General features: G+C 58.7%; 12 protein-coding genes. 11 read left to right on the plus strand and 1 reads right to left on the minus strand.

All coding sequences use genetic code 11. The features are described 5' to 3' along the window. Positions 1 to 16 precede the first annotated feature (16 nt). Positions 17 to 3,055 (minus strand): hypothetical protein, encoded by a 3,039-nt coding sequence (locus AB4Y89_RS10735; RefSeq protein ID WP_442300922.1) that lies wholly within the window; start codon positions 3,053 to 3,055, stop codon positions 17 to 19. Positions 3,056 to 3,505: 450 nt separating this feature from the next. On the opposite strand from AB4Y89_RS10735, the gene AB4Y89_RS10740 reads away from it, so the two are divergent. From AB4Y89_RS10740 to AB4Y89_RS10790, 11 genes are all read left to right on the plus strand, one after another. Next, positions 3,506 to 6,781: a carboxypeptidase regulatory-like domain-containing protein gene (locus AB4Y89_RS10740; RefSeq protein ID WP_442300923.1), complete on the plus strand. Its 3,276-nt coding sequence runs from the start codon at positions 3,506 to 3,508 to the stop codon at positions 6,779 to 6,781. A gap of 168 nt (positions 6,782 to 6,949) precedes the next feature. Continuing rightward, on the plus strand, positions 6,950 to 7,813 hold the full coding sequence (locus AB4Y89_RS10745) for a c-type cytochrome (protein WP_442300924.1): 864 nt from the start codon (positions 6,950 to 6,952) through the stop codon (positions 7,811 to 7,813). A 31-nt stretch (positions 7,814 to 7,844) separates the two neighbouring features. Beyond that, positions 7,845 to 9,437 (plus strand): acido-empty-quinoprotein group A, encoded by a 1,593-nt coding sequence (locus tag AB4Y89_RS10750; RefSeq protein WP_442300925.1) that lies wholly within the window; start codon positions 7,845 to 7,847, stop codon positions 9,435 to 9,437. A gap of 13 nt (positions 9,438 to 9,450) precedes the next feature. Then, positions 9,451 to 10,428 (plus strand): ThuA domain-containing protein, encoded by a 978-nt coding sequence (locus AB4Y89_RS10755; RefSeq protein ID WP_442300926.1) that lies wholly within the window; start codon positions 9,451 to 9,453, stop codon positions 10,426 to 10,428. A gap of 27 nt (positions 10,429 to 10,455) precedes the next feature. Beyond that, complete coding sequence (locus AB4Y89_RS10760; RefSeq protein ID WP_442300927.1) at positions 10,456 to 11,523, plus strand: sugar phosphate isomerase/epimerase family protein; 1,068 nt, start codon at positions 10,456 to 10,458, stop codon at positions 11,521 to 11,523. Further along, entirely contained in the window at positions 11,520 to 12,668 is a 1,149-nt protein-coding gene (locus tag AB4Y89_RS10765) for a Gfo/Idh/MocA family protein (RefSeq protein ID WP_442300928.1), read from the plus strand. The genes AB4Y89_RS10760 and AB4Y89_RS10765 overlap by 4 nt, the downstream gene beginning before the upstream one ends. Before the next feature lie 167 nt (positions 12,669 to 12,835). Continuing rightward, entirely contained in the window at positions 12,836 to 14,077 is a 1,242-nt protein-coding gene (locus tag AB4Y89_RS10770) for an ROK family protein (protein ID WP_442300929.1), read from the plus strand. Positions 14,078 to 14,208: 131 nt separating this feature from the next. Further along, a complete protein-coding gene (gene xylB / locus AB4Y89_RS10775) occupies positions 14,209 to 15,690 on the plus strand; it encodes a xylulokinase (protein WP_442300930.1) in 1,482 nt (493 codons plus the stop codon). Between the two features lie 18 nt (positions 15,691 to 15,708). After that, positions 15,709 to 17,040, plus strand: a complete 1,332-nt coding sequence (gene xylA / locus AB4Y89_RS10780) for a xylose isomerase (protein ID WP_442300931.1) — start codon at positions 15,709 to 15,711, stop codon at positions 17,038 to 17,040. Positions 17,041 to 17,246: 206 nt separating this feature from the next. After that, positions 17,247 to 18,602, plus strand: a complete 1,356-nt coding sequence (locus AB4Y89_RS10785; protein ID WP_442300932.1) for a Gfo/Idh/MocA family protein — start codon at positions 17,247 to 17,249, stop codon at positions 18,600 to 18,602. Beyond that, positions 18,595 to 19,620 carry a PmoA family protein gene (locus AB4Y89_RS10790; RefSeq protein WP_442300933.1) on the plus strand — a complete coding sequence of 342 codons (1,026 nt, stop codon included), beginning with the start codon at positions 18,595 to 18,597 and terminating at the stop codon, positions 19,618 to 19,620. Before AB4Y89_RS10785 ends, AB4Y89_RS10790 begins: the two co-directional genes overlap by 8 nt. Positions 19,621 to 20,192: the final 572 nt, after the last annotated feature.

Raw genomic sequence — 20,192 nt, forward strand, 5'->3', positions numbered from 1 at the left:
CGTAATTTCCAAGATTTCATTGCGCGCTGCTTGCAACGGCCTGCGCTGCTTTTTGTGCTGCAATACTATGGCGGAAGTCTTCTCCTGTTTCTCGCATGGCGCGGTCCAGTGCTGCCCAGTCCTCAATGTGCGATGCGAAGATCTTTGCCGTCATGCGCCGTGTCAGTTCCGGCACAAGGCGATGAAGCATGACCGGTTGATAGCCGAGCTCATCGGCAAGGCGGGCCCAATAGAAGTTGTTGGAGTCCCAGCTTTCGCCGAAGAGGCGGCTCGAGAAGCCTCCGAAGAAAGGAAATGGTTTGATCGCCAGGAGATCGCGGCCATAGCTGGAGTCCATGACCGGGTGCGGTACACCAAAGTCGCGCGCAATGCGGTCAGGCCGTGACTCTTCCGGATGTTCTTTACTCAACGCTTCGAGTTCCTGATCGGCAGGGCTCCATGCCTGCTCCTGCGGGAAGCGCGTGCGGTACAGCGAGGCGAGATAGAAGGCATCGGCAGGAGCTATCTTTGGCGGGCTGGCGGTCTTGCTGTTCCATGCGTCGTCCACCGTCATTATTTGACCAACGGTCAGGCGATCTTCCAGAATGCTGCGAACATGGGAACGGACTTCCGGGTTCTTGCGGGCGAGATCGATGAGGTCTTCTCCGGCTCGCTGATAGAGAGCGGCGGCATGCATCTCCGGGGCGGTGATCTCCCACCAGCGTGGCATGCTTGCGGAGACGAGAAGCTCGGGAACCAGCTCGCGCCAGATAAGCGCCTGTACATTTTCCGGAACGATAAAGTCCTGCTCCGACTTTGCTAAAGCAAAGGGAAGATCAGCCAACGAGCCGGCGAGATAGGCGCCCCCACTGGCGGGTGAACCGGTGCCGAAGAGTTCTGCGATCATCCAGGCACGTTCGGGGCTGGAAACGGTTGTGCCAGTGAAGTCATGGGCACGTACAAAGACGGGATTGTGGTGCAGCATCTGCGCGCCCGGCGGCTCGTAGTAGGCGTAGTTCAGGCCCACCAGGGTGTCGCGGAGGAAGGCCGCCAGGGTGCCGCGGGCATTCTCAAGCTGCTGCTTGTTTGGTTGCGACTTCAGCAGCTTCGTCATGTCGGTGCGCGCCTGGAGCTGCGCATGGCGAATCGAGTATCCGCGGGGAGCCCATTCGATGCGCTCCATTGTGGTGAGAATGGCGCGCGGCATCTCAAACTCGCGCAGTTCCTCGGCCATCGGCAGCAGCTTGTCCGCGGTGGTTGTGCCTTGTGAAAGAGCAGAGAGACCGTCACTTAAGGTGAAGAGCGTGTCGAGCGAGACCAGCCGCTGATCGACCATGACGGAACGGATACGGCCGGCCATTTCCTGCTGCATGGCGCGGCCTTCGCGGCTGCTCTGGTTTGGCCCTCCAAGCAGACTGATCCATTCGTCCTGAGTGCAGTTCGGCTTACCGGCGGCCGCCATGGCAAGCTGGCCGAGCGATTCGCGGGCGTGGTCGAAGAGCTCGGTATCATTCTGTACTTTGTTGAAGGGCTCCAGCATGTGCTGCCAGGAGGCGTTCAGCATTGCGGGCTGGATCTCACCCTGCCGGGCCAGTACCTGCCATATGCCGACTATGGCCTGGAAAGAACCGAGAGCATTGCCCCGAAGCGTCTCATTGGAGATGCCGCCTACAGTTTGAGCTGTATTGATGAACTGCTGAATCGAGTCATTGTCGAGTTCTGGGAATTCCGCAAAGAGTGGGAACCAGTTGGCATACTGCGAGAAGTGCGATGCCATCAGGCGGACCGTCTGCGGGTCGAGCGGTTTGGCATTGCCACGGGCGCGGTCGATGGCGTTGGTCTGGAGGAAGACCTGCAGCGGTCCGCTCTCCATATCAGTTCGGGAGATGCCAACCATCCCTTGCAGCACCTGCTCCGGACGATTCCAACCTTTTGCGTGCTTGGCCCATTCGCTTGTGGCATGGTTGCGCGGAGCATCGGCGAGGATGTGCTTCCATGTATCGATATCTCCCGGGATATGAGGTGTGCCATCGGGAGCCCAGTTTGCGCGTGAGAAGAGGACGAGGATATCGGGAGCGCGGCGGAAGACACCACGAGTCGCAGGCGGATCCGAATCGGACGGATGGAAAGCTTCGTACAGCTGCTTCATGCGCGTCGGCTCGGTAAGGTGAACCTGTTCCTCACGGCTGGCGCGAGACAGGGAATCGAAGTAAGCCGCGGTCCAGCCACGGTCTTTCGCAAGCAGATGAAGGATGAAGTCTCCGGGCGACTGCGGGCTTGCTCCCACAATATCTTTCCAGGCATTGTCGCTGGTTGGGCCGCCAGGGACAACAACGCGGTTATCGCGGACGGTGAGCTCGCCGCCATAGAAATCGAGGACCGCGCTGACCGGCGCCAGGCGGCGAAGACCAGGCTGGCGCAGCAGTACGTTGCGCGTTTCAGGATCAAGCTTACTCATCGCCCAGTAAAGACGTGCTACTGACGGATCGTCGACGATGGCGTCAATCAGGCTGCTGATGCCGCGGCGACGGCTGGTGCTGATGCTGAACCAGTCGCCCTCGTGCAACAGGCCCGGCACCTGCGAGTAGGTGTAAGGCATGGTGAAGGTCTGACCGGTTTGCAGTGCTTCTTCAAGCTGGGGGAGGGGAAAACCGGAATCGATGGTCAGAAAGGCGCGGTCGGGATCGGCGGTCGTAAGCAGCGTGGTCTTTCCGCAGCCGTTGCGGATGCGGTAACCCAGGATCTGCAGGAGCGGGACGGCGTCCGTGCAGCTTGTGACTTTGAGAGTTCCCGCGGGGCCGGCGAGCGCTTGCAGCTCCCGTGCCTGGGCGACGTAACGGTCCAGCAGCATCAGATATTCGGATGGTCGGCCGCCGGAGTAACCACGGATGAAAACGCTACGCGCGAAGAGCGGAAGAACATCTTCCGGGGCGGCTTTCTGGCTGACACCCGCCATGCGCAAGAACGAGCGCAACGGCCCTGGAATCAGTACAGTGCTATTTTGAGCGAACGCGATCGGTCCAAGCCCGAGAAGGCCTGCCGCAAAGATATGTAACCCACGCCGACGGAACCGCATCACGGATACCTCGCACCTGGAAGAGCTTCTTTAAACTTGTGCCGAAACAGAGCTGGTGTTCCGGTGCGAGCAAGACTACATCATCCTTTGTTCCGGGTCCAAGAGTGGAACGTGAGTTTTTGTTGCGTTGGATGTCATTTGATTGTCAGCTCCCCGTAAGAGCGGTTCAGAGAGGTGATCGGTAAACCGCCTGATAGAGCCGGGAGGAAGCCTCTGCAGAATTATGAGACGACTCATAAAAACATTTTTTCTGCCCACGTTTCGGCACCCATCAAAATTTCGGTTGACAGTCATTTGCATTCTCCCTATATATTTTTGCCCGCGTAATAAAGCCGTCAAAGACGGAACTCTAAAAACAGGTTGCCTTGTAACGCAGGGAAGTCCTCTTCCACACAGGGTGACCACAGGAAGTCATTGAAACAGGGGGCGTATATGAAGCGAAGGCTTCTGATGTTTTTCCTCATACTTATTTCGTCAATAGGAATTTCCGCAGCACAGGCGGTGGACAGCCAGCAGATTTCGGGCACTGTCACCGATCCTTCCGGCGCGGCGGTTCCTCAGGCGGATGTCACGGTAATCAACGAGGCCACCGGCGTCAGCCGAGCGGTCAAATCGAACGATGACGGTAACTACGTCGTTCTTAACCTTCCCGTAGGCATCTACACGGTCACTACGACCATTGCGGGATTCAAGAAGTCGGTCCTGACCGGCGTTCACGTGGACGTGGGCAGCAAACCGTCCGTACCGGTCGAGCTTGCTCTTGGCCAGGCCACCGAGTCCATCGAGGTAAAGTCGAGCGATGTGCTGATCCAGACAACGACGGCGGAGATCGGCGGCGTGATTTCGAGCACGGAAGCGACGCAGATCCAGTTGAATGGCAGAAATTACATTCAGCTTCTCACCTTGCAGCCGGGTGTATCGCAGACGATCGCCGGAGGCTTCGCGCTCTTCGGTACCTATGGTGTTAGCGGCAGCTCGCAGTCGGTGAATGGTATCCGTACCGATTCGGCGAACTACTTCATTGACGGCGTCGATAATAAGGACAATGGCGGCGGCGGTAACAACTTCGTCAACATCTCTCCGGACTCCTTGCAGCAGTTCCGTAACGTTGCATCTGCCTACGATGCCAGCTACGGTGGAACCTCCGGTGCGACGGTATCGGTAGCGATTAAGAGCGGTGGCCGCAACTTCCATGGCAGCGTGTATGAGTATCTGCGCAATGACGCTGTTCAGGCCTATCCCTTCCGGGCGATCAGCTCCTACAGCGTGGCTCCGGTTAAAGCGCCGCTCCGTTATAACGACTTCGGCTATACCATCGGGGGTCCGATCTGGATTCCTGGTGTCTTCAACAAGAACCGGGAGAAGCTCTTCTTCTTTGCCGCACAGGAATACAAGCGCCTTCGCACCTCGACGGTGCAGAATGTGACGGTTCCCACTCCGGCGGCCATCGCAGCTGCTATCTCAGCGGGAGGATCCACTGCGACCGGTCGTGCTCTTGCTGCAACGGTGCTGCAGGACCCAAGCGGCAACTTCCGTTACCTCAGCCTGGGAAACAATAACCAGTCCGAATACCTGGTCAAGGTCGACTACAACATGAACGAGAAGAACCAGATCAGCGGGCACTTCGTTCACGACAATACGCTCAACGTGGGTAATCCGACGAACTTCGTGATCTACGATCGCACCATCCCCGGACTGACCTCTTCGCTGCAGTGGACGCATACCTTCAATGACAAGACGGTAAACGTCGCAACGGGTTCCTACTCCGGAAACATCATCAATGAGGGCGGGAACATCCGGGCGAATCCTCAGTTCAGAGGAGCAAAGATCCTCCGTTCGGACTTTGGACTCACCTACGCGACCTTGTATAACGCGTCCCCTATCATTCCGCAGATCACCATCACTGGATTCGGCAACCCCAACGTATCGCCGAGACAATTTGATAACTATCAACGTATCTATGCGTTGAAGGATGACTTCTCGCGCGTGCTGGGGAACCACTCTCTCAAGATTGGTGGGTACTTCTGGCGCGCGCGTAAGAACCAGACGGCTCCGCCGGCTTTGAACGGGCAGTTCACCTTCAGTTCCTTAAATGCTCTCGTTCAAGGCAACTTCGCCAACTATACCGAAGGCAGCAACATTCCCCAGATCCAGGCTCGTTTCCCGCAGTTTGAAACCTATGTGCAGGATGACTGGAGAACGACTCGCCGGTTGACCCTGAATATTGGCCTCCGCTGGCAGCTCATGCCGCCTATCTCAAGCTGGCCCAACAACACCGCATTCTTCGACCCGACACTATTCGATCAATCGAAGGCGGCGACCATCAGCCAGACAAATGGAAGTATTACCTCCAACCCTTCGCCCTACAACGGTCTTGTACTGCCCGGCAACGGCTTCTCCGAGAAGGCGAAGCAGGTGGTAGCGCCATCCGTATACAACAACCCGGCGGTGCAGGCGTTGTTCCGAAACAAGCCCGGCGGTATTGTCGAAACGAAGTACAACACCTTCGCTCCACGCGTTGGGTTCGCTTATGACTTGACGGGAAAACAGACTACCGTGGTCCACGGCGGCTACGGCATGTCCTATGAGCGTGTCGAAGGTAACTATATTTACGGTGCGTCGTCGCAGTTGCCGTTTACCGCAGTTGCTTCACTTGCCAGCGCCGGCAACGTGGACGGCCTCGGTAGCATCGGTACACAGTCCACGCCAACCAATATCGGCAACTCGGCGGCAATGAACCTGGAGCCCCCGCGGATTCACAGCTACAGCTTTGGTGTACAGCACAAGCTGTTCAACAACACGTCCGTTGAGCTGAACTATGTAGGCTCTCGTTCAGCGAACCTGACCTACCGCAAAAACCTGAACCAGGCCGCTGCCGGCACGGAGCAGGCAAATCCGTTGGCTGCTGCTCAGCGTAACGCATGGCGCCCGTATCGCGGCTACGGCGAAATCTACCAGTACACCAATGGAGCCCATGCGAACTACAACTCGCTGCAGTTCCGCATGCAGACCCATTTCAATCACGGTGGCCTGGCGACGATTTCCTATACCTGGTCCAAGGCTCTGACCGAAGGTTCTACCTTCGACTACCAACCGCAGGATAGCAACAACCTGCACGCTGACTACGGTCCGGCTAACTACAATCAGCCTAAGATCTTCGTAGCCAGCTACGTCTATCCCATCCCCTTCTGGCAGCATGAGCAGGACTGGTACAAGAAGGTGATTGGAGGTTGGCAGCTTTCGGGTATTACCCGTATTGCGAACGGCCTGCCGATCAATGTGGTTCAGCCCTCCGGCCAATCAGTCGCAGGCAATCTCGTGACAACTTCCTCTGTTGCCCAGCGCCCGAACCTGGTTGGCGATCCCTATGCTCATAACGGCAAGCAGTATCTGAACCCTGCTGCGTTCGCTGTTCCGGCTGCGGGAACCTACGGCAACCTGGGGTACGACGCCATCAAGGGGCCGCTGTTCAATAACTGGGACGTCGCGCTGCAGAAGAACATTCCAATTCACGAAGACATTGGAGTGGAGTTCCGCGCCGAGATGTTCAATGCTCCGAACCACCTGTCGCTCTTCACGATCAGCAATACGCTCGGATCTGCCCAGTCAAACGGAACCTACCAGACGAACTTCAGCTCAACCGGTACGTTCCAGAACGCTTTCGGTCAGGCGACGGCTACCACCGATCCCCGCACGATGGAGTTCGTTCTCCGCGTTCATTTCTAACCTCCAACGGGCCCCGGTTTTATGCCGGGGCCCGCATTTTCCCGACACCACCCCGCTTGACACACGATTTTCGCGCCTCTTATATTCGAGGCGGAAAATAAATCCATTCCCATTACGGCTGCGCCTCTCCTCCAATGGAGTTTGCGCGGCGCAAGAAGCGAAGGTTCGATGAGGCTCCGTTCCCGAAACATCCTGCTGGCCGCTGCGGTGGCGGCGCCAGTGATGCTGTTTACCTTAAGCCGGATGACAGCTCAGGCCCCACAGACTCCTGGTCAAAGACCCACTCCTGCTCAGAGACCCAGTTGGACGGTGGGGTCACAAGGTCCCCTGCCGGAGCACGCCAAGTTCACGCCGCTGCAGGCGGAGAACGGTGGAGCGCTCTTTATCCAGAACTGCGCCTTCTGCCATGGCAAGGATGCCGCCGGCGGCGAGACCGGGCCTGACCTGACACGCTCGAAGCTGGTGACCGGCGATAAAAACGGCGAGGCGATCGGCGCGGTGATCCGCAACGGCCGGTTGGAGAAGGGCATGCCACGCTTCAGCCTGTCGGATACCGAAATTCTGAATCTTGTAGCGTTTATTCACACCCAGCAGGATTCCTCACTATCGCAGTCCGGTAATCGCCGTGGCGTGGACGAGAGCGATCTGCACACCGGCAATGCCGAGGCGGGCAAGAAATATTTCGAGGGGCCGGGAGGCTGCACTCAGTGCCACTCGGCAACGGGCGACCTGGCCGGGATTGCCTCAAAGTTCAGCGGTCTCAGGCTCGAGATGCAGATGCTGTATCCCCGTGATGCAAAGACGAAGGCCACGGTGAAGACCAAGTCCGGCCAGACCTTTGCCGGCACTGTCGAATACGAAGACGAGTTCACTCTTGGCATCCGGGATAGCTCCGGGATCTATCGTTCGTGGCCGATGACCGCGATCACTGCAAAGCTCGATAAGCCGGTTGAGGCTCACGTTACCGCCATGAGCAAGTACACCGATGACGACATTCACAATGTTCTCGCGTATATCCAAACCCTTAAGTAAGGAAAGAGAGCGCACGTTGAAGCTGGTCCCGATGAATTGGAAGAAGAGTGCACGGGTGCTGACGCTGGCTGCTGCCGCGACTGCCACTACGGGTTTGAATGCGCAGAGCGTGGATAGTGCGATGCTGAAGAATCCTCCACGCGATAGCTGGCTGGGATATCACGGCGACTACTCCGGCCGCCGCCACAGCGCGCTGACGGAGATCAATACGCGCAACGTCAGCGGGCTGTCGCTGGGATGGGCCTTTCAGACACAACAGAACGGCGTTCTGAAGGCGACGCCGATCCTGGCGGACGGCATTCTGTACTTCACCCTGCCGGATCACGTGTGGGCCATCGACGCCCGCTCCGGTCACCAGTTATGGCACTATGCCGCACCGGCAACTAAGGCGTTCCACATCGGTCAGCGTGGGGTGAGCATTCTGAAGGACAAGCTCTACTACATGACTTCGGACGCGCATCTGCAGGCGCTGGATGCCAAGACCGGCAATGTGCTGTGGGATGTGGAGGTCGCCGACTCGAAGAAGGGGCAATGGGCAACGATGTCTCCCCTGATTGTCGGCAATCACGTCCTGGTGGGAGCTTCGGGTGATTTCGATAACCTGCAGGGCTTCCTGCGAGCGGTCGATCCAGATACCGGAAAGACGCAGTGGACGTTTTACTCGACACCGACAGTGGACACCCCACGAGTTGCCTATAGCGGCAATATGTGGATGACCGGTACGTACGATCCAGAGCTGAACCTGATCTACTTCGGTACGGGCAATCCCTCGCCAGTGCTGAATGGTAAGGTGCGGCCGGGGGACAACCTTTATACCTGCACCATCCTGGCGCTTGATCCCGAGACCGGCAAGCTGGTGTGGCACTTCCAGCCTTCGCCGCACGATACTCACGATTGGGATGCCGTAGAGATCCCAGTACTGGCTGACGGCGTCTTTGAAGGCAAGCCGCGCAAGATGCTGATGCAGGCTTCGCGTAATGGCTACTTCTTCGTAGTCGATCGGACGAATGGCAAGAATCTGCTGACCACGAACTTCGGCCCGGTGAACTGGGCGAAGGGTGTAGATAAGGATGGCCGGCCGATTCCGAATCCCGACAAGGAGCCCGCGCCGGATGGCCGCCTGATCGCCCCGGATGAGGGTGGCATGACGAACTACCGCTCGCCAAGCTTTGATCCGAAGACCGGCTTGTTTATCGTGAGTGCTTCACCGAGCTACAGCCTCTACTTCAATAAGCCCGCCGACGGCGCATACGGCTGGGCAGGCGCGGACTACGGCCTGTGGAGCAAGGGTGTCCTGGACGCGATCGACTACAAAACCGGCAAGATCCGGTGGTCGCATGAGCTTGGCCAGCGTGCAGGCTCCGGTGTTCTGACCACAGAAGGTGGGCTGACCTTTACGGGCGACTCAACCGGGAACTTCCTGGCGCTAGATACGGCGACGGGAAAGACGCTGTGGCACGCGGGAGCGGGAGGGCAGATTGCATCGTCGCCTATCAGTTACGAACTGGACGGGCATCAGTACATCCTGACCAGTGGCGGCAATGTGATGTTTGCCTGGCGCCTGCCTGAGGCTGCGGCGGCACCTGCGGCGAAGCGGACTCCAACTGCAGCAACAACGAAGTAGGAAGAGGCAGATCATGAAGCATTGGTTTCTTGCACTCGCAGTTGGCTTTGGCTCGCTGACACCGGCGGCGATGGCCGCATCGAAGATTCACGTTCTTATCCTCGACGGAGAGAGTGCGGCTCCGTATCACAACTGGGCGGCGGAGACGCCGGTCCTGAAGCAGGAGCTGGAAGAGACAGGCCTCTTCGATGTAGAGGTGTTGACGATTCAGAAGGACGGCGACTTCTCTCAGTTCCATCCCGCGTGGTCGAAGTACCAGGCGGTGGTGCTGAATTATGACGCTCCGGATGAGCGCTGGTCGAGCGATGTGAAGTCCTCTTTCGAGCAGTACATGAAGAACGGCGGCGGACTGGTAACAATCCATGCTGCCGACAATGCCTTTCCCGACTGGGTCGCCTTCAATGAGATGACAGGCATCGGCGGATGGCGTGGGCGTACTGAGAAGGCTGGTCCACACTGGGTTTATAAGGATGGCAAGCTGGTTGCCGATGATAAGCCGGGCCGGGCCGGTGTTCACGGTTTGCGGCTCCCATTCCAACTTACGGTGCGCGATGCCAACCACCCCATTACCAAGGGACTGCCGAAGCAGTGGATGCATCAGGGCGATGAGATGTATGCCAACATGCGCGGTCCCGGCAAGATGACCGTGTTGGCCACGGCCTACTCTGACCCAGAGAACCACGGTACCGGTTTTGACGAGCCGATGCTGATGGTCTCGCAGTTCGGTAAGGGACGCATCTTCCACTCGACACTGGGGCACGATGTGATGGCTATCAGCTCTGAGGATTATGTAGTGACCTTTCAGCGCGGAGTGGAGTGGGTGGCGACCGGCAAGGTCACGCAGCCTGTGCCTTCCTCTTTCCCAACGGCAAATTCAGTGAGCTTTCGTACGGATCTGGCCGCGAAGGATCCGCATTACAGCAAAGGTTTGAACCCGATGGATGGCCCGCCACCGATGCGTCCTGGCACACAACCCACACCACAGAAGTAAGATGGTCGGGAGAGAACATCGCGAATCATGAAGACGATCAAGGGACCTGGAATTTTTCTTGCGCAGTTTGCCGGCGATGAACCGCCATTCAACTCACTGAACGAGATCTGCAAATGGGCCGCCGAAATCGGCTTCAAGGGTGTGCAGATCCCTACCTGGGACGGCCGCCTGTTCGACCTGAAGCGCGCCGCCGAGAGCACAGCCTATTGCGATGAGGTGCGCGGAGTTGCGGCATCGCATGGTCTGGCAATTACGGAGCTCTCAACGCATCTGCAGGGACAGCTCGTTGCGGTGCATCCGGCGTACGATGCGCTGTTCGACAGCTTTGCTCCGGCCGCAGTGCATGGCAAGCCTGCCGCGCGTACGGAGTGGGCGATCGAGCAGCTTCGCTTCGCAGCGAAGGCTTCGCGGAACCTGGGACTCGATCGTCATGCCACGTTCTCAGGAGCGCTGGCTTGGCCGTATCTCTATCCCTGGCCGCAGCGTCCTGCCGGTCTGGTGGAGACTGCTTTCGGAGAACTGGCAAAGCGCTGGTTGCCGTTGTTGGATTTCTTCGAGGAGCAGGGCGTTGATCTCTGCTACGAGATCCATCCCGGCGAAGACCTGCACGACGGTTCATCGTTTGAAATGTTCCTGGACCTGGTGAAGGGCCACAAGCGCTGCAACCTGCTTTATGACCCCAGCCACTTTATTCTGCAGGGGCTCGATTACCTGGAGTACATCGACCTGTACCACGACCGTATCAAGATGTTTCACGTCAAGGACGCCGAGTTCCGGCCGACTGGACGGCAGGGTGTCTATGGCGGCTTCCAGTCATGGGCGAATCGCGCGGGCCGTTTCCGTTCGCTGGGCGATGGACAGGTCGACTTCAAGGCGATCTTCTCCAAGCTGACGCAGTATGGCTTTGACGGTTGGGCGGTGATGGAGTGGGAGTGCTGCATCAAGAGCTCCGCACAGGGCGCCCGTGAAGGTGCGCCGTTCATCCAGAGCTGCATCATTCAGGCGGTGGAGAAGGCGTTCGATGACTTCGCCGGAGCCGCGACCGATCAGCAGATGCTCGACAACCTGCTTGGCATTGGAAGGAAGGACGCATGAGCAAAAAGCTCGGACGGAAGCTGCGCCTGGGCATGGTAGGTGGAGGCCCCGGGGCCTTCATCGGAGAGGTGCATCGCATTGCGGCACGGTTCGATGGTAAGTACGACCTGGTAGCCGCGGCACTCTCTTCCAATGCGGAGAAGTCGAAGACCTTTGCTGCAGAGTTGGGAATTCCGCGCGCGTACGGCAGTTTCGCCGAGATGGCTGAGGTTGAGTCGAAGCGCGAGGACGGCATTGATGTGGTCGCGATCGTGACACCGAACGATACGCACTATGCCATCGCCAAGGCCTTCCTCGATGCTGGTATCCACGTTATGTGCGATAAGCCCATGACGACCACCCTGGACGACGCGATAAAGCTGGCCGAAGAGGTTGAGCGTTCCGGCTTGATCTTCGCCTTGACGCATACGTATTCCGGTTACCCGATCGTGCGGCAGATGCGCAGCATCGTGGAAAGCGGCGTACTTGGCAAGGTCCGCATGATCAATGTGGAGTATGTGCAGGGCTGGCTGGCGACTCCGCTGGAGAGCTCGGGAGCGAACAAGCAAGCGGAATGGCGCACCGATCCCAAGCGCAGCGGCCCCGCCGGCTGCCTGGGCGACATCGGAACGCACGCTTATCACCTGGCCTACTTCGTCAGCGGGCTGGAGCCGGCATCGATCTCTGCCGATCTGACGACTTTTGTCGAAGGGCGACGGCTGGATGACAACGTCCAGGCAATGATCCGTTACGAAGGTGGCGCCAAGGCCAGCCTTTGGTCGTCGCAGATCGCCATCGGGAATGAGAACAACCTGAATCTGCGTATCTACGGTGAAGCCGGTTCGCTGGAATGGAACCAAGAGAACCCGAACTACGCGCGCTATACACCGCTGAACCAGCCGACGCAGATTCTGAGCCGGGGTGGCGGAGCGTTGAATGCCGCTGCGGCGCGTTTGCCGGCGGGCCATCCCGAGGGATACTTCGAGGCCTTTGCGCAGCTTTATGCCGACCTGGCGGAACGTATTACGGCGAGGCTGGAAGAGCGTGATCCCGCACCGACGTCGTTGTTGCTGCCTACCTGCCAGGATGGTGTGAACGGACTGAAGTTCATTGAGGCGTCATTGAGCTCCTCAGCGAACCAATCTTCCTGGACGTCGCTTAAGTAGTTACGGTGATGTGACTTGCTGTCGTACCATGGTGGGACTAAGAGCATTTTCCCTGTTGCTGGGTATCCCGGAAGAGGAGTGCAGCAGCGTTTTCATTGCGGAAAACGCCCATAGATGCGGAAACCCAACTCTACACCTACAGGGAAAATGCTCTACTGATCGGTACGATGAGTTCTCCGAAGTCCAGAAAACCGAATACACGGCAGACCCATGGAGTGCGCCAGATCGATCTGGCGTCATTCCAGCCTGCCTCCAGTGAGATGGCTCGCGACATCAATCGCGACATCATCCTCGAACTCATCCGTTTCAAGCAGCCGCTGGCGCGCGCCGATCTGTCGCGCCTCTCCGGCCTGCGTCCAAGCACGGTGTCGGCGATTGTCGAGCAGTTGATCCAGGAGAACTGGGTGAAGGAAGGCGCGGTGGTCAAGCCCGCGCGCGGACGGCCCTCCACCATGCTTTCGGTCAACAGCGACAAGGTGACGCTGGCGCTTGATCTGCGTCCAGACCGCGCCATTCTGGCGGTGGCAGATCTGAGCGGGCGCTTCCTGTCGCGCGAGACCATCACCACCTCGTCGGACTTGAAGAAGACAATCGCGCAGATTGGAAAGCGGATGCGGGCGCTGCGTGACGAGCACGCCACCAAGTCGTTCGAGGGGATCGGGGTCAGTCTTCCGGGCCGCGTCCAGCCCGCGACTCAGCGTGTGCTGCTGGCGCCGAATATGCACTGGCACGAGTTCGATCTGAAGAAGGCGCTGGAAGATGTCTCCGGCCTGCAGGTAGAGATCGACAACGATGCCAATGTCTGCCTGATCTCAGAGCTTTGGTTCGGCCGGCTGCAGGGCGCCAAGGATGTCGTGCTGGTTGCCGTGGCCGAAGGTGTCGGCGCCGCGATTCTTGCCGGTGGACACATGCACTCGGGGTACAACGGTATGGCCGGCGAGTTCGGCCACGTCTCGATCGACCCCAATGGACCTCTGTGCCAGTGCGGACAGAAGGGTTGCTGGGAGATGGTCGCGTCCTCACGCGCAGCCATCCGGAACTTCAACGAGGCCAGCCGCCGTAAGGTGAAGGATATCTATGAGCTGCTGCAGCTCTGCGAAGAGGGCGATGAGAACGCCATCGAGGCGCTGACCGACCAAGCCCGCGCTCTTGGCCGGGGCCTGCGGCTGATTACGACCAGCATCTCTCCGGAGCTTATTCTGGTTGTGGGCGATATCACCGCCTCGTGGGATCGTTTCGGGCCCGTTGTTGCGCAGGAGCTGGCGGCATCCATGCTGGCCGGTCCCCCGCCGTTATTGCGCGCCACCGGTGATGCAGAGTTAGCCCGCCTGAGCGGAAGTGCCGCAATGCTGATGCAGCGCCATGCCTCGTACCACCGTTCGACGCACGACGCATCACGCCGCCCTTGATCCATGAAAAACGGATTTCATTGACCATGGAAAGAACATGTTGATATATTTTTGGACGGAAAATAAAGAAACTGCGGCCCCTTCACAGCCTCCTTTCTTTAGAACTTCAAACCAGATGGGAGCTCTGATTTATGTACTTGGGAATTGATTGCGGAACCCAGGGTACAAAGGCTCTTCTCATCACCGAGGCGGGCGCAGTCCGTGGTCGTGGGTATGCCAGGCATCAGTTGATTGAGCGTGCCAGCGGGGCTCGCGAGCAGGAGCCGCAGTGGTGGGTCGATGCTCTGCGCACCAGCGTAACGCAGGCGGTGAGCCACCATGGCGCCGAGGTCCTGGCGCTGGGCGTGAGCGGACAGCAGCACGGCCTGGTGATTCTGGACGAGGCAAAGCAGGTGATCCGTCCCGCGAAGCTGTGGAACGACACCGAGACCGCTCCGCAGAACGCTGCCTTGATTGAGCGGCTGGGCGGAAAGAGCGCCATGATGGAGCGCTTCGGCATTCTGCCGATGACTGGCTATACCGTCTCGAAGCTGCTGTGGGTTAAGGAGAACGAGCCGGAGAACTTTGCCCGCATCCGTCACATCCTGTTGCCGCACGAGTATCTGAACTTCTGGCTGACCGGACAGCTGTATGCCGAGTACGGCGACGCCTCGGGCACGGCCTTCTTCGACATTCGTACGCGTGAGTGGATTCGCGAGATTCTTGATGAGATCGACGGCGGTACCGGCCAGCTTGCGGCAGCACTGCCTCCGCTGCTGAAGGTAGAGCAACTTGTCGGCACAGTTCGCCCCGAGGTCGCGGCCGAGCTTGGACTATCGCCACAGTGCGTTGTCTCCTCCGGCGGTGGCGACAACATGATGGGCGCTATTGGAACAGGCAATGTGCGTCCGGGGATTGTGACGCTGAGCCTGGGCACCTCGTCGACGGTCTATTCCTTCCTGGAGAAGCCGCTAGACAGCATTGATCCGAGTGTCGCGCCGTTCTGCTCCTCCTCGGGTGGATGGCTGYCGCTGGTCTGTACCATGAACGCTACCAATGTGGTGACACAGACTCTGCATGTGCTGGGCAAGGGCGTCGAAGATATTGATCCGGTTCTGGCCTCGACCAATCCCGGTGCGGACGGTATTACTTTCCTTCCGTTCCTGAACGGCGAGCGCACGCCGGACCTGCCGACGGCACAGGGCAGCATGCATGGTGTAACGGCCACGAACTTCAGCGCCGGCAACTTGCTGCGCAGCGTGATTGAGGGCGTGACCTTCGGTGTGCTGAATGGCCTTGAGCTGATTTTGCAGGGTCAGCCTGCCAGCAAGATTCAGGTGATCGGCGGCGGTTCGCGCTCGGCAGAGTGGCGGCAGATGATTGCCGATGCCACCGGTGCGGTGATCCAGGTACCGATTGAAGAAGAGGCTGGCTGCCTTGGGGCGGCGATTCAGGCCATGTATGCGTACAAGAGCCAGCAGGGAACTCCGGTCACCTTTGCTGTGCTCTCCGAGCGCCTTGTCAGCGTCGATGAGGAGAAGACAGCTCACCCCCGGGCGGAGAAACGTGCCGCCTATCGTGCGGCGCAGGACCGCTACAACGCTGTACTCAAAGCTCAGTTTCCGAACCTATGATCCAGATTGGAGAACCACTTGTCTGAAACGATCTTCAGCAACTTTCCTACGGTGAAATTTGAAGGTGCCGCGAGCACCAATCCCCTGGCCTATCAGTACTACGACGGCGACCGCGTCGTGCTGGGCAAGCCGCTGCGCGAGCATCTTCGCTTCGCCGTGGCCTACTGGCACTCATTCGCGATGACAGGAAGCGATCCCTTTGGCGGGCCCACGATTCATCGTCCGTGGATGGGTGCGGGCGACCCCATCGCTTTGGCAAAACAGAAGGCCGATGCCGCGTTCGACTTCTTCCGCGTGCTCGATGTGCCGTTCTACTGCTTCCACGATGCCGATGTTGCCCCCGCGGAGGAGACGCTTGCAGGCACGCTGAAGAACCTGCATACCATCGTCGATTACCTGGGCGAGAAGATGAGCTCGTCGAAGACGAAGCTGCTGTGGGGAACGGCGAACCTGTTCTCGCACCCGCGTTTCATGGCCGGCGCGTCCACCAATCCTGATCCCGAGGTCTTTGCCTGGTGCGCTGCCACGGTGAAGCACTGCATGGACGCGACGATGAAGCTCGGCGGTTCGAACTACGTTCTGTGGGGCGGACGCGAGGGCTATGAGACGCTGCTGAACACCGACATGAAGCAGGAACTGGAGCAGATGGGCCGCTTCCTCTCGCTGGTGGTCGACTACAAGCACAAGATCGGCTTCAAGGGGCAGATCCTGGTTGAGCCGAAGCCGAAGGAACCGACCTCGCACCAATATGACTTCGATACGGCGACGGTCTACGGCTTCCTGAAGCGCTTTGGCCTGGAGAATGAGGTGCGTGTAAACCTCGAAGCTAACCACGCCACGCTGGCCGGTCATACCTTTGAGCATGAGATTGCCACCGCGGGCGCCTTTGGCATTCTGGGCTCGCTGGATATCAACCGCGGCGATGCACTGCTGGGCTGGGATACTGACCAGTTCCCGAATGACCTGTGGAGCATGACCATGTCGATGTACCAGGTCATCAAGGCCGGCGGCCTTGGCGTGGGCGGATGCAACTTCGACGCAAAGGTCCGTCGCCAGAGCTTCACCGCCGAGGACCTGGTGTATGCCCACGTCGGCGGCATGGATCTTTGCGCCCGCTCCTTCCTGACAGCCGCAAAGCTGATCGAAGAGGGCGAGTACGACTCCATCCTCACCGAGCGCTATGCCGGCTGGAAGACTCCGGAGGCACAGGCCATGTTCAACGGCAAGCTCTCCCTGGAGGAGATTGCTGCGAAGGCCGAGAAAGATGCGATCCAGCCCCAGCCTCGTTCGGGTCGCCAGGAGAAGATCGAAAACCTGCTCGCCCGCAAGATCTACCGCGATCTGCAGTAATTTTCGTAACGCTTCTGAAGTCCACAAAAAGGCCGTGATGTCAGGAAGACATCGCGGCCCTTTTTATTGCAAGTCGATGAATTACCTGGCCTGTGCGGGGAAGAAGACGGCCTGCGTCGGTTCGAGACAAGACAAAAGTACCGTCGGCTCTGTACACTGTCCGTCCGCCAGTAAAACCTTTCGATTTCGACGTACGGAGATGATCTATGGCCACTTCGCAGACTGATCGCCGCGAGTTCCTCAAGCTTTCCACTGCCGCGCTTGCTACCTCTGCGCTCTCGATGAACGCCCGCAGCTATGCTGCCGTTGTCGGAGCCAACGACCGTGTCCGCACCGCCGTTGTCGGCTGCGGCGACCGTATGCGGCAGGCTCTGATTCCTGCCTTTGAGGCCTGTAAGCAGGAGAACAACTTCGAGTTCGTCGCGGTATCTGACATCTGGTCGATGCGCCGCGAATCGGGTCAGGCGTTGCTAAAGAAGCTCTCCGGCGGAGACATCGCGATCTGCCGTAATAACGACGAGCTCTACTCGCGCAAGGATGTAGACGCGGTTCTGATTGCAACCGCCGACTTCCAGCACGCGCAGCACGGCATCGAAGCAGTGAAGGCCGGCCGCGATGCCTACTGCGAAAAGCCGACGGCGGACATGCTGTCAGACGCTCGCGATCTGCTGAAGGCCGTGAAAGAGAGTGGACGGGTCTTCCAGGTGGGTACGCAGCGCCGGTCGACGCCCGCGTATCAGAAGGCGTACGAGTACATCCGCTCCGGTAAGTTCGGCGACATCAACATGGTGGAGATGACGTGGAACGTCAATCAGCCGGGGCGCTGGCGCCGTCCTGACGTAGTGCCGTTGCTGAAAGAGGAAGACACGGATTGGAAGCGCTACCTGCTGAACCGTCCGTATGAACCGTTCGATGCACGTAAGTATCTCGAGTTCCGTCTCTTCTGGCCGTTCTCCTCGGGCATTCCCGACCAGTGGCTGGTGCACCAGATCGATACTGTGCACTGGTTCTCCGGACATCCGCATCCGCGCTCGGTGGTTGCCAACGGAGGTATCTATCAGTGGCACGACGGCCGCCGCAACTGGGATACGTTTACGGCAGTCTTCGACTACGGCCCGCTGGATGATCCGAAGAAGGGCTTCCAGGTGATGTACTCGTCGCGCCAGACGAATTCGGCCGGCGGTATTAAGGAGATTTACTACTCCAACGGCGGCAGCCTGAACATGGATACGCAGGAAGTAACGCCGGATGGCGGCCTCACCACGAAGGCGGCCGCGGAGATGAAGATGCAGCCGAACCAACTGCCGAAGTTCTCGCTGGCCGAGAAGGCAGAGAAGGTTTCGACCGATGCCAACACCGGCGGCGACCCGATGACGACGGCGAACATGCATAACTGGATGGAGTGCGTGCGTAGCCGTAAGACTCCGAACGCCAGCATTGAGGCCGGTTATTCGCACTCGATCGCTCTGTGCATGTGCATTGCGGCCATGCAGACCGGGCAGAAGGTGACCTTCAACGACAAGACGCAGCAGATCATCGCCGGAGGCAAGGTCTATGCGTAAGTTGTTGGCAGCGGCTATGGTACTGCTTCCACTTACTTCGGTTGCGCAGATGGTAAAAGTAACTCCGGTAGAGAGCGAGCGCCGCATCGATATCACCATCGACGGCAAGCCCTTCACCAGCTATATGTGGCCCACCACGCTGGAGAAGCCGGTGCTGTATCCGCTGACAGCTCCGGACGGAACCATCGTGACCCGCGGCTATCCGCTGAAGCCGCAGAAGAACGAGCGTACAGACCATCCGCATCACGCTGGTCTGTGGTTCAACTACGGCAATGTCAACGGATTCGACTTCTGGAATAACTCTGACGCTATCAAGCCCGAGCAGAAGCCGAAGATGGGCTCGGTGCATCACACCAAGGTCGTGAGCACGCACAGCGGCCAGGGCAAGGGTGACCTCACGGTCGAGTCCGTCTGGACCAATGGAGCGGGACAGGATGTACTGCGGGAGACGACGCAGTATGTCTTCGGTGTGAAGAACGGTGTCCGCTACATTGACCGCATCGGCAAGCTGACCGCGCTGGAGAAGATCACCTTCAACGACGACAAGGAAGGCGTGCTGGGCATCCGCGTGGCGCGCTGGCTCGAGTCGCCGACGGAGAAGGGCGGCACCTTCCTGGACGCCAGCGGCAATCCGACGCAGGTGGCTGCCGTGGATAACTCCATCGCGACGGGTGTATATCTGACCAGCGAAGGCATCGAGGGCGACAAGGTGTGGTCGACCCGCGGTCGCTGGTGCTTGCTGGCCGGGCATACTCCTGAGGGTAAGAAGGAAGCGATTGCCATCATCGATAACCCCAAGAATCCGGGATATCCCACTTACTGGCATGCACGCGGCTACGGGCTGTTTGCGGCGAATCCGCTGGGAGCGCATATCTTCAATCCGAAGGCGGAGCCGTTCAATTACACGGTAGAGAAGGGAAAGACCGTCACCTTTACGTATCGTGTGTTGCTCTCATCCTCGCCTCTAACCTCGGATGAGATGAACCACGAAGCAGATGCATTTGCGAAACAGTACTAAATAGGGTGTGTCGACATATTCGAAAATGGTCGCGCCATGCGCGACCATTTTCGTTTGTCATTTCGTAACGACCAACGGGAGTGGAGAAATCTGCTTCTTCTCCTGGGACATCGGCAGAATCTCCGAGCCACAACTTCCGTTGCTCATTCTTCGCAACGACGTCGCGAAGGATGAGGTCCCGGCGAACTTGTTCGCCGGGGTGTAGCGTGGGGTATCACGCTGTGCGCGGCGGTCTTTTTGTTTGTCATTTCGAAGCGACCCCCGGAAGCGAAGAAGTCCGCTTCTCTATCCATACTTTCATTTGGTTCCGAGAATCCCTCCTATCGGCGCTGGCTATATTCCTGAGAGGAGGGCTATAGAGTCTGTGTGAGTGAGGGATCTTCTCTTTGTTGAGTGGGCCTTAGTTGCTGGATTTCTTTGTGRCGTCTGGAAGGAGTTGTTTTATCGGGTTTTCTGCGGGACATTTTCTTTGTTGTATCGGAAGGAGTTGTTTTAGCGGGGCTTCGTCAGGATGTAGATGCGCTTGAGGTTGTAGGCGGTGGCGGCGAGAGCGAACTCGGCCTGAGCCTTGG

Origin of the sequence: Terriglobus sp. 2YAB30_2, assembly GCF_052114765.1 — a bacterium.
In the GTDB taxonomy this organism is placed as follows: domain Bacteria; phylum Acidobacteriota; class Terriglobia; order Terriglobales; family Acidobacteriaceae; genus Terriglobus.